The organism is Paraburkholderia lycopersici (genome assembly GCF_900096975.1).
Classification (GTDB): Bacteria; Pseudomonadota; Gammaproteobacteria; order Burkholderiales; family Burkholderiaceae; genus Paraburkholderia; species Paraburkholderia lycopersici.
On sequence record NZ_FMYQ01000021.1, the window covers coordinates 93,209 to 107,769 of the forward strand.

General features: G+C 65.7%; 12 protein-coding genes and 3 tRNA genes. 11 read left to right on the forward strand and 4 right to left on the reverse strand.

From position 1 onward, the window contains the following. Window positions 1-192: 192 nt before the first annotated feature. From uvrC to BLU17_RS21440, 7 genes are all read left to right on the forward strand, one after another. Window positions 193-2,430, forward strand: coding sequence for an excinuclease ABC subunit UvrC (gene uvrC, locus BLU17_RS21410; protein ID WP_092000898.1), 2,238 nt, complete (start codon window positions 193-195; stop codon window positions 2,428-2,430). A gap of 113 nt (window positions 2,431-2,543) precedes the next feature. Next, complete coding sequence (gene pgsA / locus BLU17_RS21415) at window positions 2,544-3,134, forward strand: CDP-diacylglycerol--glycerol-3-phosphate 3-phosphatidyltransferase (RefSeq protein ID WP_092000901.1); 591 nt, start codon at window positions 2,544-2,546, stop codon at window positions 3,132-3,134. A gap of 167 nt (window positions 3,135-3,301) precedes the next feature. Then, a tRNA-Gly gene (locus tag BLU17_RS21420) sits at window positions 3,302-3,377 on the forward strand. A gap of 68 nt (window positions 3,378-3,445) precedes the next feature. Further along, window positions 3,446-3,521, forward strand: a tRNA-Gly gene (locus BLU17_RS21425). A gap of 137 nt (window positions 3,522-3,658) precedes the next feature. Then, window positions 3,659-3,732: transfer RNA gene (locus tag BLU17_RS21430), tRNA-Cys, on the forward strand. Between the two features lie 134 nt (window positions 3,733-3,866). After that, a complete protein-coding gene (locus tag BLU17_RS21435; RefSeq protein ID WP_092000904.1) occupies window positions 3,867-4,139 on the forward strand; it encodes a DUF2164 domain-containing protein in 273 nt (90 codons plus the stop codon). 85 nt (window positions 4,140-4,224) lie between these two features. Continuing rightward, complete coding sequence (locus tag BLU17_RS21440; RefSeq protein ID WP_092000907.1) at window positions 4,225-4,713, forward strand: GNAT family N-acetyltransferase; 489 nt, start codon at window positions 4,225-4,227, stop codon at window positions 4,711-4,713. 29 nt (window positions 4,714-4,742) lie between these two features. Here the strand turns inward: BLU17_RS21440 and BLU17_RS21445 are convergent, their stop codons facing one another. From BLU17_RS21445 to BLU17_RS21455, 3 genes are all read right to left on the reverse strand, one after another. Then, on the reverse strand, window positions 4,743-5,627 hold the full coding sequence (locus tag BLU17_RS21445) for a cytochrome c oxidase assembly protein (protein WP_092000911.1): 885 nt from the start codon (window positions 5,625-5,627) through the stop codon (window positions 4,743-4,745). A gap of 110 nt (window positions 5,628-5,737) precedes the next feature. Further along, window positions 5,738-6,193, reverse strand: coding sequence for a copper chaperone PCu(A)C (locus BLU17_RS21450; RefSeq protein WP_092000913.1), 456 nt, complete (start codon window positions 6,191-6,193; stop codon window positions 5,738-5,740). 75 nt (window positions 6,194-6,268) lie between these two features. Then, window positions 6,269-6,919: an SCO family protein gene (locus tag BLU17_RS21455; RefSeq protein ID WP_425434125.1), complete on the reverse strand. Its 651-nt coding sequence runs from the start codon at window positions 6,917-6,919 to the stop codon at window positions 6,269-6,271. A 339-nt stretch (window positions 6,920-7,258) separates the two neighbouring features. Between BLU17_RS21455 and otsB the strand changes: the two genes are divergently transcribed. Together otsB and otsA are read left to right on the forward strand one after the other, a co-directional pair. After that, window positions 7,259-8,011 (forward strand): trehalose-phosphatase, encoded by a 753-nt coding sequence (otsB, locus tag BLU17_RS21460; RefSeq protein ID WP_092001026.1) that lies wholly within the window; start codon window positions 7,259-7,261, stop codon window positions 8,009-8,011. A gap of 100 nt (window positions 8,012-8,111) precedes the next feature. Further along, window positions 8,112-9,542 (forward strand): alpha,alpha-trehalose-phosphate synthase (UDP-forming), encoded by a 1,431-nt coding sequence (otsA, locus tag BLU17_RS21465; RefSeq protein ID WP_092000919.1) that lies wholly within the window; start codon window positions 8,112-8,114, stop codon window positions 9,540-9,542. Between the two features lie 100 nt (window positions 9,543-9,642). On the opposite strand, the gene BLU17_RS21470 is transcribed toward otsA, so the two are convergent. Next, entirely contained in the window at window positions 9,643-11,478 is a 1,836-nt protein-coding gene (locus BLU17_RS21470) for an ABC transporter ATP-binding protein (protein WP_092000922.1), read from the reverse strand. Between the two features lie 756 nt (window positions 11,479-12,234). Between BLU17_RS21470 and BLU17_RS21475 the strand changes: the two genes are divergently transcribed. Next, window positions 12,235-13,299 (forward strand): glycosyltransferase family 4 protein, encoded by a 1,065-nt coding sequence (locus BLU17_RS21475; protein WP_092000925.1) that lies wholly within the window; start codon window positions 12,235-12,237, stop codon window positions 13,297-13,299. A 224-nt stretch (window positions 13,300-13,523) separates the two neighbouring features. Next, complete coding sequence (locus BLU17_RS21480) at window positions 13,524-14,486, forward strand: hypothetical protein (RefSeq protein WP_092000928.1); 963 nt, start codon at window positions 13,524-13,526, stop codon at window positions 14,484-14,486. Window positions 14,487-14,561: the final 75 nt, after the last annotated feature.

Sequence of the window (14,561 nt, forward strand, 5' to 3'; positions counted from 1 at the left end):
AGCGCGGCAAACACGCGACCGCCGGGCCTCGAGGATGCGCGAAGCGGCGCGGGCCGCCCGGCCGGCAGGTTCGGCGCGGCGCGGAATGATCTAAACTTGCGATTCTAGGATACAGCCATGAACGCGTCGCGACGGCGGTGCGATTCCCGACGTCCCCATCACATCGACGCACCGCACGTCCCGCGAAACTGGATGACCGACACCGACGTTTTCGACCCGAAAAAGGCGCTCGCGCAACTGCCGCATCTGCCGGGCGTTTATCGCTACTACGACGCGCACGGCGCGGTCCTCTACGTCGGCAAGGCGCGCGATCTGAAAAAGCGCGTGTCGAGCTACTTCACCAAGACGCAGCTCTCGCCGCGCATCGCCATGATGATTACGCGCATCGCGCGTATCGAAACCACGGTCACGCGCTCCGAGGCCGAGGCGCTGCTGCTCGAGAACAATCTCATCAAGGCGCTCACGCCGCGCTACAACATCCTCTTTCGCGACGACAAGTCGTATCCGTTCCTCAAGATCACGGGCCACAAGTTTCCGCGCATGGCGTACTACCGCGGCGCCGTCGATCGCAACAACCAGTACTTCGGGCCGTTTCCGAGCGCTTCGGCCGTGCGCGAGAGCATCCAGATCCTGCAGCGCGTGTTCCAGTTGCGCACCTGCGAAGACTCGGTGTTCAACAACCGCACGCGGCCTTGCCTGTTGCATCAGATCGGTCGCTGCACGGCGCCGTGCGTGGGTGCGATCAGCGAGGAGGATTACGCGCGCGATGTGAGCAACGCGTCGCGCTTTTTGCTCGGCCGCCAGAACGAGGTCATGAAGGAGCTCGAGACGAAGATGCACGCGTTCGCCTCCGAGCTGAAGTTCGAGCAGGCGGCGGCCGTGCGCAACCAGATGAGTTCGCTGTCGACCGTGCTGCATCAACAGGCCATCGAAACGGGCAGCGAAAGCGACGTCGATATCCTCGCCGTGGTGGCGCTGGGCGGGCGCGTGTGCGTGAATCTCGCGATGGTGCGCGGCGGCCGGCATCTGGGCGACAAGGCGTATTTTCCCGCGCACGTGGAGCGCGCGCTGACGGACGAAGAGGGTGGCGTCGCCGAGGAAATCGACAGCGAGACCGTGGTCGCGGCGAGCGCGCTGAAATCGTTGCCGTCGCTGGCGCGCAAGACGGTGGAGGATTACGTCGACGAAGCGAACGAGGATGCGGCGCAAGGCGCGACGCGTGACGACGACGCACTCGCGCCCGACCCGCTCGCCATCGCGGCCGACCTTGCGGACGACGAAGACGATACGGGCGATCCCGAAACCGCTGCGCCTGCGTCCGGATCGCAAGCGGATGCGCGCAGGAAGCGCGGGATCGGCATCGAGTCCGAAGTGCTCGACGCCTTCATCGCGCAGCACTATTTCGGCAACCGCGTGCCGCCCGTCCTGGTGGTGAGCCATCCGCCCGCGAATCGCGAACTCGTGGACGTGCTCGGCGAGCAGGCGGGCCACAAGGTCACGCTGCTGCGTCAGCCGCAGGGGCAGAAGCGCGCATGGCTCGCGATGGCCGAGCAGAATGCGCGGCTCGCGCTCGCGCGCCTGCTCTCGGAGCAGGGCTCGCAGCAGGCCCGCACGCGCACGCTCGCGCAACTGCTCGGGCTCGAGCTCGACGATCTCGCGCATCTGCGCGTCGAGTGCTTCGACATCAGCCATACGATGGGCGAGGCGACCCAGGCGTCATGCGTGGTTTATCACCATCACAAGATGCAGTCGTCCGAGTACCGGCGCTACAACATCGCCGGCATCACGCCGGGGGACGACTACGCCGCCATGCGCCAGGTGCTCACGCGCCGCTACGAGAAGATGGTCGCGCAGGCTGCGCGCAACGAAGCGGGCGAGCCGCCGCCCGTGCCGGCGCCCGATCCCGCCGACCCGGACGCGGCGTCGGAACTCGCTGGGTCCGCTGAAGCCGCCGATGCAGTCGAAACCCCGGCGCCGGGCGGCACGCTGCCCAACATCGTGCTGATCGACGGCGGCAAGGGCCAGGTCGAGATCGCGCGCCAGGTGTTCAGCGAACTGGGTCTCGATCCGGCGATGCTGGTGGGCGTGGCGAAGGGCGAGGGGCGCAAGGTGGGTCTCGAAACGCTCGTATTTGCCGACGGCCGCGCGCCGCTCGAACTCGGCAAGGAGAGCGCCGCGCTCATGCTGGTCGCGCAGATCCGCGACGAGGCGCACCGCTTTGCCATTACGGGCATGCGCGCGAAACGCGCCAGGACGCGCCAGACCTCGCGCCTGGAGGAACTCGAAGGCGTGGGGGCGAAGCGCCGTCAGCGGCTGCTCGCGCGCTTTGGCGGCCTGCGCGGCGTGATGGCGGCGAGCGTGGAGGATCTGGCGAGCGTGGAAGGCATCTCGCGCGCGCTTGCCGAACAGATCTACCAGCAGCTTCACTGATGCGCCCGACGGGTTGCCCTGGCCGTTCCTTACGTTTGCTTGTGGCAGGTGCGGCGACGCGGCACAATTGCATCTCCCATAATTGCATCTTCCCCGACAGATAGCGCCAGCCGATGCCGTTCAATATTCCGATTCTCCTGACCTGGCTGCGGATCGTGCTGATTCCGCTCGTGGTCGGTGTGTTCTATCTGCCGCATACGATGCTTACCCCGATGCAGCAGGACGTCTCGGCGATGCTGATCTTCGTGCTGGCAGCGCTTACCGACTGGTTCGACGGCTTTCTCGCGCGCAAGTGGAATCAGACTTCGTCATTCGGCGCGTTTCTCGATCCCGTTGCGGACAAGCTCATGGTGACGGCCGCGCTGCTCGTGCTCGTGCACCTTCAGCGGCTCGACGCCGTGATCGCGCTCGTGATCGTCGGCCGCGAAATCGCCATCTCAGCGCTGCGCGAATGGATGGCGCAGATCGGCGCGTCGAAGAGCGTGGCCGTGAATTCGCTCGGCAAGTTCAAGACAGCGTGCCAAATGGTCGCGATTCCCATGCTGCTCTTCTACGCGCCGCTCACGCTCGGCGGCGTGACGCTTTTCGACTCGCGCGTGTGGGGCGCGTGGCTCATCTACGTAGCGGCGTTCCTCACGATCTGGTCGATGCTTTATTACATGAAGCTCGCGTGGCCGCAGATCCGCGAGCGCGGGAGTTTGTGACCCGGGGCTACGGATCTTTTTCAAAAAGATCGGCGCGAGGGGGTTGACACGATTCAGCGGGTTATACATAATCTCACTTCTCCGCTGCACGACGCAGTAGCAAGCAAGCAGATGCGGTAGAGATAGCCGAAGATAGGTGCCAGTTAGGCGAAGTCCAAGGCGGATATGCGGGAGTAGCTCAGTTGGTAGAGCGCAACCTTGCCAAGGTTGAGGTCGCGAGTTCGAGACTCGTCTCCCGCTCCAGATTTTGAGGTGCGGCGTTTTCGCGGTTGGGAAACGAGGCGCCGAAGCAGCAAAAGAGCAAGACATTTGCGGGAGTAGCTCAGTTGGTAGAGCGCAACCTTGCCAAGGTTGAGGTCGCGAGTTCGAGACTCGTCTCCCGCTCCAAATGCCACGGGGAAGCAGCGCTTCCCTTTTTGTTTGGCGGGCCCTGATTCACGTGTCGGGTCACCGCACAAATCTGACCGGTTGTTGTGGGGGCAAGCAGCTTGCCTCGTTTTCCCTGGTTCGGTCAGTCCGCTTTTGGCGCGATAGCAAAGCGGTTATGCAGCGGCCTGCAAAGCCGTGTAGGCCGGTTCGACTCCGGCTCGCGCCTCCAGATGCAGAACAAAAGCCACCTTCGGGTGGCTTTTGTTTTTTGCGCAGCCGGTTTTTGCCTGTTTTCGAGTCTCGTCAGCGCACGTGGTCCAAAATAGCGGGACGTTTCTTCCTGGTCTTCTCCGGTTTCCCGACATGCCCATCGAACTTCCCGAAGACGCACGCGCCGAGGCGATCGCATCCATCCAGCGCTATTTCGACGCCGACATGGAGGAGCCGATCGGCAACGTCGCGGCGGGTGCGCTGCTTGGCTTTTTTCTCGAAGAGATCGCGCCAGCGGTTTACAACAAGGCGATCGCCGATGCCCAGGCGAGCATGCAGGCGCGCATCGTCGATCTCGATCTCGATCTGCACGAGACGCCGTTCCAGTACTGGCGCAAGTACGCGCAGCCGCGTCGGCGAAAGTGAGCGCGGCCCGTCGACGGATTTGTGGCGCGCGCGTCGCACGGCATAATCGTGGCCAATCACGACGTTTTGACGGAAATCACAGATCATGACCGCGCAGTTCCCCGCCTTGCCGCTGGCCCAATTCGACTGGCAATGGAAACCTTTCGACGCGCTCGATGCGCGCGAGGCCTATGCCATGCTCAAGCTGCGCTCCGACGTGTTCGTCGTCGAACAGAATTGCGTGTATGGCGATATCGATGGTCTCGACGTCGGCGCGTGGCATCTGTTCGCGTGGAGCGAGCGCGACGGTGCGCGTGAACTGGCCGGCTATCTGCGCGTGCTGTTGCCCGACGCGGAAAACGCCGACGTGCGCATCGGCCGTGTGGTGACGGCGCCGGCCCATCGCGGCATCAAGCTGGGCAACGCGCTGCTCGAACGCGCCATCGCGCAGATCGCGCGCCAATGGCCGGACGCGGCGATGCGGCTGCATGCCCAGGCACATCTGCAAAAGTTCTACGGCGCATTTGGTTTCGCGCCCATCGGCGAGATTCACGACGAGGACGGCATTCCGCACGTGTGGATGCGCTCGGCGTAACGCAGCGCCCCGGCACGCCGCGCCTTGGTTCACGTGTGCAGCGTGCGGTCTTCCCTGCGGCGTGCCCGATCCTCGGGGCGCAGGCCGGAACGCCTGTCCTGCTGCAGACGTCCGCGTGCGGATAGCCGCATCCAGTGGCGCAATGCGATTAACGCGCCGACAACGCTCATCATCGATCCCGGAATCCACAGCAGCAGGCCGCCGATCTGCTGGTCGCGCATGGGCGACAGCCACGTGAACGCGCGGCCGCAAATCGAATAGACGGGATAGAGTTCGCGCGGCGTGAAGAAGATGAACGCGCCGAGCGCGATTTGCGGCGGAATCGCCGCGATCACGACGAGCACACGCTTGCCTGGCGAGAGGCGCGCGGGCGGTGCCGGGCGCGAATCGAGCACGAGCCACCAGAACAGCAGCCCGTCGATCACCATGCTCCAGTTCATGACGCGATAGAGGCGCCAGTCGAGCATCGCGAGGAGGTGAACCGGCGAAAAGAGCCAGAAGTAGATGAGCCCGACGAAGAGCGTTACCGCGACGACGGGATGCATGACGACGTCGAGCGCCACGCGCACGGGCCGCGCGGCGAGCGCGGGCCCCACGAAGCGCTGCCGCCATGCGAACGGAATGCCCGCGCGCAGCGCCGCGCCGGGATAGGCGAGCGCGATGAAGAACGGCCCGAGGTGATGCAGCACCAGATGCTGCGCCCGATGCATGAAGAACTCGTGCTCGAAGAAATAGTCGAGCCGCGTATGCAGCACGACGTAGAGCGCGCCGAGCCCGAACCAGAACGAAATCTGCCGCGCGAGCGAAATCCGCGCATGCCGCTTGCCGCGCACGAACAGAACCGCCGCAATCAACACGCAGATCACGACGGTCGGCGAGGGCTCCCAGGGTTCGAGCCAGTAGAGCGGGTTCATCGCGGGTTTGGCATCGGGTTCATCGCGGGCCTGGCATCGGGTTCATCGCGGGCCTGGCATCGGGTTCGACGTGCTTGCGCGCAACCACACCGCATTCGCGCGCCGTCACATCACTGCCCAGAAGGCGACTTCACCGCAAACGGCGTTTCCAGCGTCTCGCCGTCCGAAAACTGCAGCTTCACATTCACCGTGTCGCCGGGCGCGATCTTGTGCTTCGCCTTTTCCAGCATCAGGTGATAGCCGCCCGGCGCGATCGCGAGCGTGCCGTGCGCCGGCACCGTCGCTTTGTCCACCATTACCATTTTTTGCGTCGAGCCGTTCGAGACCGTCTGATGCAGCATCACCATGCCGTAGGCGTCGCTGGAGACGCCCACCAGGTTGACCGGCTGGTCGCCTTCGTTCTTGAGCGTCACATAGCCCGCGGCCGGCAGATCGTTGGGCAGCCAGCGCACCCAGGCGTCTTGCGCGCTCAGCGCGCCGGCGGCGTGCGCGGCGGGTGCAAAAGCGGCGAGGGTGCCGAATACGCAGCCGAGAGAGACGGTAAGCGATTTGAAGTTCTTCGTCATGAGGTTTCCTGTTGCGTTGCCTGTTGCGAATAAGACTCGAAAGACTCGAAGTTGGACCGTCGAGTCCCCATGCGTTCACGTCTTGTCGTTTATGACGCGGCGCACGTCGTGTGCGATCGCGTCCGGTGTGTCGTGGTCGGTGGCTAGCAGGCGCGCATGGCCCTGTGCGTCGAAGACATAGACGGCCGAGCTGTGCGTGACTTCGTAGCTGCCGTCGGGATCGCGCTTTTCCATCTGGTAGGCCACGCGGTAGCGCTTTGCGAGGGACTCGATTTGCGCAGCGGTACCGGTCAGACCGCGCGCATGCTGCGCATCGAACGCGCCGACGTAGGCATGCAGCGCCTGCGGCGTGTCGCGCGCGGGATCGACGCTGATGAAGAGTATCCGTACGCCGCGGGCGTCGGGGCCCAGTTCCGCTATGACCTGCATCAGGCGCGCCATCGTTTCCGGGCAGACATCGGGGCAATGCGTGTAGCCGAAATAGACGAGCGTCGTGCGCCCGCGAAAGCTGGCGCCGGTCACTGGCTGGCCATTGTCGGCCGTGAGCGCGAAGTCGAGGTCGGGCAGGTGACCGGTCACGTTCGTCAACTGCCACGGCCCGGACGAGTGCGAGCAAGCGCAGAGCAGCACGGCGCCCGCCATGGTCGCCGCCCGCCGCATGTTCCGCGCCGCGCCGGCGAGGCGGGCGCGGAACATGCTCAGCGAAGGCTCGAAGGAAGGGAACAAAGGCTGTCTCGTCGACTCGGTGAATTATGGTGGCCGCGCGTCGTCCGGCGAGAGGCTCGGCTTGTCGCTGGGACTGTAGCAAAATTGGGTCCGCCCCGTCGCAAGCGCTCCAGTGCGCGTGCCGTTCGCGTCGATATGCCGCAGCGAAGGAAGGTCGCGGCGTAGCGCGGGTGTCGGCCACGGGTACGACGAGTCGGCGACGGCGGCCCTTCCTGACGGCTCCACCCCTTACTTTCTCGATAATCGGCTGAAGGCGCGGTAAGATTCGCACACTTTCTCCGGCGTCTGAACCGCCCGGAGCCATACCCGGCCAGCAGGCCGATGGGTGAAAAGACCGTAATGCAAGCACTTCCGGCAGTCCTGCCGCCTGAACAGACGGCATTTTTCTTCGATTTCGACGGCACGCTCGTCGATCTCGCGCCCACGCCCGACGGCGTGCTCGTGCGTCCCGACATGCTCGCGCTGCTGCGCGAGCTGCGGCGCGCGACGCATGGCGCGGTGGCGATCGTCTCGGGGCGCGGCATCGACAGTATCGACGGCTTTCTCGGCATGCCCGATCTGCCCGTCGCGGGTCTGCACGGCGCCGAACGGCGCGACGCCAACGGCGACACGCAACGTATCGGCTTTAACGACCAGCGCTTGCTGCACATGGAGCAGGTGCTCGCGGAGGTGGTGCGCACGCATCCGGGCATGCTGCTCGAGATCAAGGGCGCGTCGCTCGCGCTCCACTATCGCAACGCGCCCGACCACGAGGGCACCGCGCGCGCGGCGACCGAGCGCCTCGCCGCCGATTACGCCGACGCCTACGTGCTGCAGCCCGGCAAGATGGTGTACGAGATCAAGCCGAAGGACGTCGACAAGGGCCGCGCGCTGCGCGCCTTTCTCGACGAGCCGCCGTTCGCGGGCCGCCGCCCCGTGTTCGCCGGCGACGATCTGACCGACGAGAAGGGTTTCACCGTCGTCAACGCTCAGGGCGGGATGTCGATCAAGGTCGGCGGCGGCGACACCATCGCACAGATGCGCGTCGACTCGGTTCAGGCGCTGCTCGGCTGGCTCGCGTCGCTCGTCGCGGCCATGCCCGGCGTCCGGTGACCGCGCGCATGCTTCGTTTCATCCCCGCCGATTACCCGCCGCGCGGCGCCCCCGCGCGCGAGCCGTACCTTCCTGATTTTCCGCACGGATCCCGCATCTCATGAGCCGATTGATCATTGTGTCGAACCGCGTCGCGCCGATTTCCGAAGGCGGTCCGGCCGCGGGCGGCCTCGCGGTCGGCGTCTACGACGCGCTCAAGGAAACCGGCGGCATGTGGTTTGGCTGGAGCGGCGAGGTCCTGACTGCCGGCCAGCCGCAGATCGCGCTCGAGGAGCGCGGCCCCGTGACCTTCGCGACCATCGGCCTGTTGCGCCGCGACTACGACCAGTATTACCGCGGTTTTTCGAACGCCACGCTCTGGCCCGCGTTTCACTACCGCGCCGATCTCGTCCAGTACGACCGTCACGAATACGAAGGCTATAGCCGCGTGAACGCGTGGCTCGCGCAGCAGCTCGTGCCGCTACTGCGCGAAGACGACGTGATCTGGGTTCACGACTATCACCTGATTCCGTTCGCCCAGGCACTGCGCGCGTCGGGCGTGAAAAACCGCATCGGCTTCTTCCTGCACATTCCGTTTCCGGCCTCGCAGGTGCTGCTGGCGGTGCCGCCGCACCGCGAACTGGTGCAGGCGCTGTGTTCGTTCGATCTGCTCGGCTTTCAGACGAAGCCCGATCTGCGCGCCTTCTGCGACTACATCGCGAACGAGGCGGGCGGAACGACCACGACGCGGCCCGATGGCCTCACGCGCATCGAGGCATTCGGGCAGACGCTCTGCGCGGGCGATTACCCGATCGGCGTCTATCCCGACGAAATCGCGGAACTCGCCAGAGCCGGCGAGCGCGGCAAGCCGGTGCGCACGCTCAAGGCCACGCTGCACGGTCGCAAGGTCATCATGAGCGTGGACCGGCTCGATTATTCGAAGGGGCTCGTGGAGCGCTTTCGCGCTTTCGAGCGCCTGCTCGACCAGGCGCCGGCGCAGCGCAACAAGGTTTCGTTCGTGCAGATCGCGCCGCCCACGCGCGCCGATCTGCACGCGTATCAGGACATCCGGCTGCGGCTCGAGGCCGAGTCCGGGCGCATCAACGGTCGTTACGCGGAGCTCGACTGGACGCCGATCTGGTACATCCATCGTCAGTACGAGCGCGCGGTGCTGGCCGCGCTGTTCCGCGCCTCGCACGTGGGCTATGTCACGCCGTTACGCGACGGCATGAACCTCGTCGCCAAGGAATATGTTTCGGCGCAGGATCCGGAAAATCCGGGCGTGCTCGTGCTCTCGCGCTTTGCCGGCGCGGCGCAGGAGCTATCGGGGGCGCTGATCGTCAACCCGCTCGATATCGACGGCATGGCCGACGCGCTCAACGCCGCGCTTTCGATGCCGCTCGCGGAACGCCTTGCGCGCTACGCCGACATGATGGCGCAGTTGCGCGAGAACAATGTCTCGGTCTGGCGCGACCGCTTCATGCGCGATCTCAACCAGGTCAGCGTGCGGCAACGGGCGGTTTTGCCGCCGCTCGAACCCGCGCAGGGCTGACCGCGAGAACTCCCTGCGCGCGGCAACGGCGCCGGGCAGAAAAAAGCCGCTTCGGTCGACTGGCTGAAGCGGCTTTTTGGTTTGCGCGGCGCGGCGTATGTCAGGCGACGTGCTTTTCGTCGGCCTTCTTGTTGCCCAGATGCAGCGTGGACGGCTTGCCATATTGCTTGGCAAGGAGGTCGCGATAGAGGCCCGGGCGGTTGCGCAGCTCTTCGGGGCTGCCGTCGTCGATCACCTTGCCCGCGCTCATCACGATGATGCGGTCGAAGTTGTGCAGCGTCGAGAGACGGTGCGCGATCGCGATGACCGTGCGGCCCACCATCAGCCGGTCCAGCGCCTGCTGGATGGCCTCTTCGGAGGCGCTGTCGAGCGCGGAGGTGGCTTCGTCGAGCAGCAGGATCGGCGAATTCTTGAGGATTGCGCGCGCGATGGCGACGCGCTGGCGCTGGCCGCCCGACAACTTCACGCCGCGGTCGCCCACGATCGTGTCGTAGCCTTCGGGCATCGCCTCGATGAAGTCGGCGCAGCGTGCCTCGCGCGCCGCGGTGAGCACTTCCTCGCGGCTCGCCTCGGGGCGGCCGTAGGCAATGTTTTCGTAGACCGTGCGGTGCAGGAGTGAGATGTCCTGCGGCACGAGCGCGATGGCATGGCGCAGGCTGTCCTGGGTCACGCGCGCGATGTCCTGTCCGTCGATCTTGATGGCGCCGCCCTGGGTCTCGTAGAAGTGCTGGAGCAGCGCGAGCACCGTGGTCTTGCCCGCGCCCGACTTGCCGATCAGGCCCACGCGCTGGCCGGCTTCGATGCGCAGGTCGAAGTGGTCGAGGATCGGCTTGCGGTGCGGATAGGCGAAGGTCACGCCCTCGAAATCGACGCGCCCGCCCTGAGCCACGAGTTCCGTGGCGTCGTCGCGGTCGGGCATGCCGTGCGGCTCCAGCAGGGTCTGCACCGCCTCGGCGAGGCGCGCGACGTGCTGGGTCACGTCCACGAGCGCCACGGCGAGGTCGCGCGTGCCGTGCAGGATCGTGAAGCCGAGCGAGCTCACCAGCACGATGTCGCCCGAGGTCGCCTTGCCCTGGTCCCACAGCCACAGCGCCCAGCCGAGCAGACCGGCCGACAGCATGGCCGTGATCACGGCGTGCAGCAGGCGCAGCTTCTCGAGGTAGAGCAGGCTCGAGCGGCGCGCATCGAGTTCGGCTTTGACGGTCGCGCGAAAGCGTTTTTGCTCTCGGAACGTCATGCCGAAGGCGCGCACGAGCGCCATGTTGCCGATCACGTCGACGAGTTCGCCGTCCACCGCGGCCGCCTTGGACGCAAAGGTGTGGTGACGCGACGAGCCGCGCCCGGCCAGCTTGAAGAGGATCACCGAGAGGATCGCCGAGCAGAGCAGCAGGCCGCCCGCCATGAGCGGATTGACCGAAATGATCATGACGATCGCGCCGGCCACGGCGATGCAAGGCGGCAGCACGTTCCAGGCGGTGGTGTTCTCGGCCGTGTAGACGGCGTTCGAGGTCGCCGTGATGCGGCTCGCGAGCGTGCCGGGCTGCTTTTCGGCGTAGTAACTGGGCGAATGACCGGTCAGATACTGGAACAGGTCGCGCCGCAGGTCGCCCGTGACGGTGACGAAGGTATGGGCCGCGAACCAGCCGCCGACCCGCCAGAGCAGGTTGTCGGCGGCAATCAGGCCGACGAGGATGGCGAACGCGGTCCAGAGCGGCCCCGGATGGTGCCGGCCCTCGCCGAGCACGTCGATCAGATGCTTGATGGCGTACTGCGACGCAAGCGCGCAGGCGACGGCCGCGAATACGCTGGCGAGCACGATCGCGTGGGCGAGGGGATGGCGCTTGATGTAGCGGAAAAGGAACGCGAGCGGCCGCCGCGCATAGCTCGCGAGCTTTGCGTTGTGGGCGTTACGCTGGGCGATGGTCAGATGTTCCAAATTGATCGGTGGTCGGTCTGACGGAACTTCGTCCGTTCAAGTTCAAAGAAGTAAGAAGGCGCGCAACGGCGACGAACGGCTTCAGGCGCGCGGCAACGAAGGCGGACTTCCCGCATTGTAAACACCCATCGCACGAGGCGCACCGCCTGTGCCCGGCGGACGCGCATCATATCGCGACATGGACGCCCGGGATACGGATGGCGGACACGGTGTTGCAGCAGAGGTTCAAGCGGAATCCCGGACCGTTTTAGAGATAGAATTACGGATTGCATTCGGAACGGCGCTGTGCCCGTTGGTAAGCGCCGGCCGCGGATTCATGCCGGGAAGACGGAATGAGCCATGCTCGTCCTTCGCGCGACAAACGCGCGGTTGTTTTCCGCAGTGCAGCACCTAATCTAGAACTTTGTTGGAAAACAATGGGTTGCGGAATGTTTCCGGTTTGTAACAACGTAAAGACTTTGAAATGATCCGGCCGGCAATTTCCCCAGACCGGGATAATGCCGACTCGAACGACGTAGGGAATTTGACAGCTTGTGTGTCAACGACCGCGACCCCTGCGCGTTTAAGGCCTGAACCGCCGCGTGTGCGCTCTTGCCACTTCACAACTGCGCCGGATCTGCGTCCGGTTTCCCGGCGCGGTTAGCGGTACGGAACGCCTGTACGGCGCGTGGCGACAAGGAAGCCGCAGCCTGCCTAGGTCGATTGTCAAATTTGCAGTCTTTTGCCCGATTTATTACGAGGAAGGAGTTCACCACTATGCGAATCGCTCAAATCGCTCCGTTGCACGAGGCGGTTCCTCCCAAGCTGTACGGCGGCACGGAACGGGTGGTCTCCTACCTGACCGAAGCGCTGGTCGAACAGGGCCACGACGTCACCCTCTTCGCGAGCGGCGATTCGGTCACCTCGGCAAAGCTCGAAGCATTCTGGCCGCAGGCGTTGCGCCTCGACCCGACGATTCGCGACGTGATGGCCCCGCACATGCTGCTGCTCGAAGAAGTGCGCCGCCGCGCCGACGAATTCGACGTGCTGCATTTCCACATCGACTACTACCCGTTCTCGCTGTTCCAGCGCCAGCCGGTGCCGTTCGTGACGACCATGCACGGCCGTCTCGATCTGCCCGAACTGCAGCCGGTCTTCAATGCGTTCAACGACGTGCCGGTCGTGTCGATCTCGGACAATCAGCGCATTCCGCTGCAACAGGCGAACTGGCAGCAGACCGTCTACCACGGCCTGCCGGAAAACCTGCTCAAGCCGATTCCGGACGTGAAGCCCAGCTACCTCGCGTTCCTCGGCCGTATCTCGCCGGAGAAGCGCCTCGACACGGCCATCCGCATCGCCGGGAAGGCGGGTATGCCGATCAAGGTCGCCGCGAAGCTCGACAAGGCTGACCGCGCGTACTACGAGGAAGTCATCAAGCCGCTGATGTCGCTGCCGCACGTCGAGTACATCGGCGAAATCAGCGAAGCGGAGAAGACCGAGTTCCTCGGCAACGCGCACGCGCTGCTGTTCCCGATCGACTGGCCGGAGCCCTTCGGCCTCGTCATGATCGAAGCCATGGCCTGCGGCACGCCGGTGATCGCGTTCAAGCGCGGCTCGGTGCCGGAAGTCATCGAGCACGGCGTGTCGGGCTTCGTCGTCGAAGACGAAATCAGCGCCGTCGCGGCGGTCAAGCGTCTGTCGACGCTGCCGCGCGAGAAGGTGCGCGGTGCGTTCGAAGCGCGCTTCTCGTCGAAGGTCATGGCGCAGAACTACGTCGCCGTCTACGAAGAACTGCTGCGCCAGAAGCGCCGCACCGTGCTGCGCGAAGTCGCCGCCGGTTAAGGTTGTACGGGAAGGGGCGCGTTACGGCGCGCCCGGTTTTCCCTCCGCTTTTCCCCAGCGCCCCGGTGCCTGTGCACCGGGGCGCTGTCACATGCGTCAGCGGGTGGCGGGGCGGGGCAATGACAAGGCGGCGGCGAGTGAGGTGCTTGCTTAAATGTCCCTATAATGGCCGTGCCGTAAAATCCGCGGCGCCCACCACGATGACAGAGCACAGGAGTAGTCCCTTGGCGAGAACCCGACCGACGCCCACGGCCACCGTACCCGGTGCCGGGACGCTCTTCGCGTTGCGCGCGATCGGGCTCGTGATTCTCGCGCGCTGGCTGCATTCCATGGCGCAGATGAATTTTCTCGCCGCGCTCGAAGGCATGGCGTCGTCGCCGGCGGCGTGCCTGAACCTCGTCTTCCTGTTCCTGCTGATCGTATTGCCCGGCGCGAAGGCGCGCGTCGAACGGCCGTTTCACCCGCTGCCGCAGTGGCTGCGCCAGGCGTTGCGCGTTTTCGGCGCGCTCGGCTTCCTGTTCGCGATCGGCTCCATCGGGGCATTCGTCTGGGCCGCGGGCTGGCGGCGTACCGTCCACACCGTGGCCGACACCAATGGCTGGCTCGTCGCCGCGCCCGCGCTCTACGCGGCCGTGGTCTGGATCTGCCGGCCGCGCGCGCTCTGGCGCACCAACATCGCGGCGCGCCGCTTCGCGATCGGGCGCTTCGCCGTGTCGATCGATGCCGTTACGCGCACGACCGTCGTCTGGCAGGAGAGCCGCAAGGTCGGGCAGTACGACGCGCGCGAATTGTCGGTTCGGTGGCCTTTCGGGGCGCATCAGAGAGGGGCGGTCGCGTCAGTCCCCGCGCTCTTGCCCGCGCCGGCTCAGGAGCCGTCCGGCGATCCCGTGACCGCCGCTGGTGTTGCCGAGCCGGTCACCCCCGCCATGGATTCCCCTGATCCCGCCGCGGCGCAGCCCGTCGAGTCGCCCGCTGCGACGCCCGAGCGAAGCGCGAACGCCGCGCCGCGACCGGCTGCGGCGTCCGCACATGCCGGCAAGCCCGCGCGTCGGCCGAAGATCGAATTGCTGTGGGACTCGCCGGCTGCGGCGGGCCACAATCGCCAGACCGTGTTTCGCGTGCCGCTTGCCTCCGAGGGCGACCGCACGGCCGCGCGCGCGCTCGATGCGGCGCTGAAGCAGGTCTGACGCGCCCGCCGTCGCCCGCGTGCTTTACGTACGCCGCGCCCGGGCTTGAGCCCGATCGAGCCCGGTTCGCTTTTG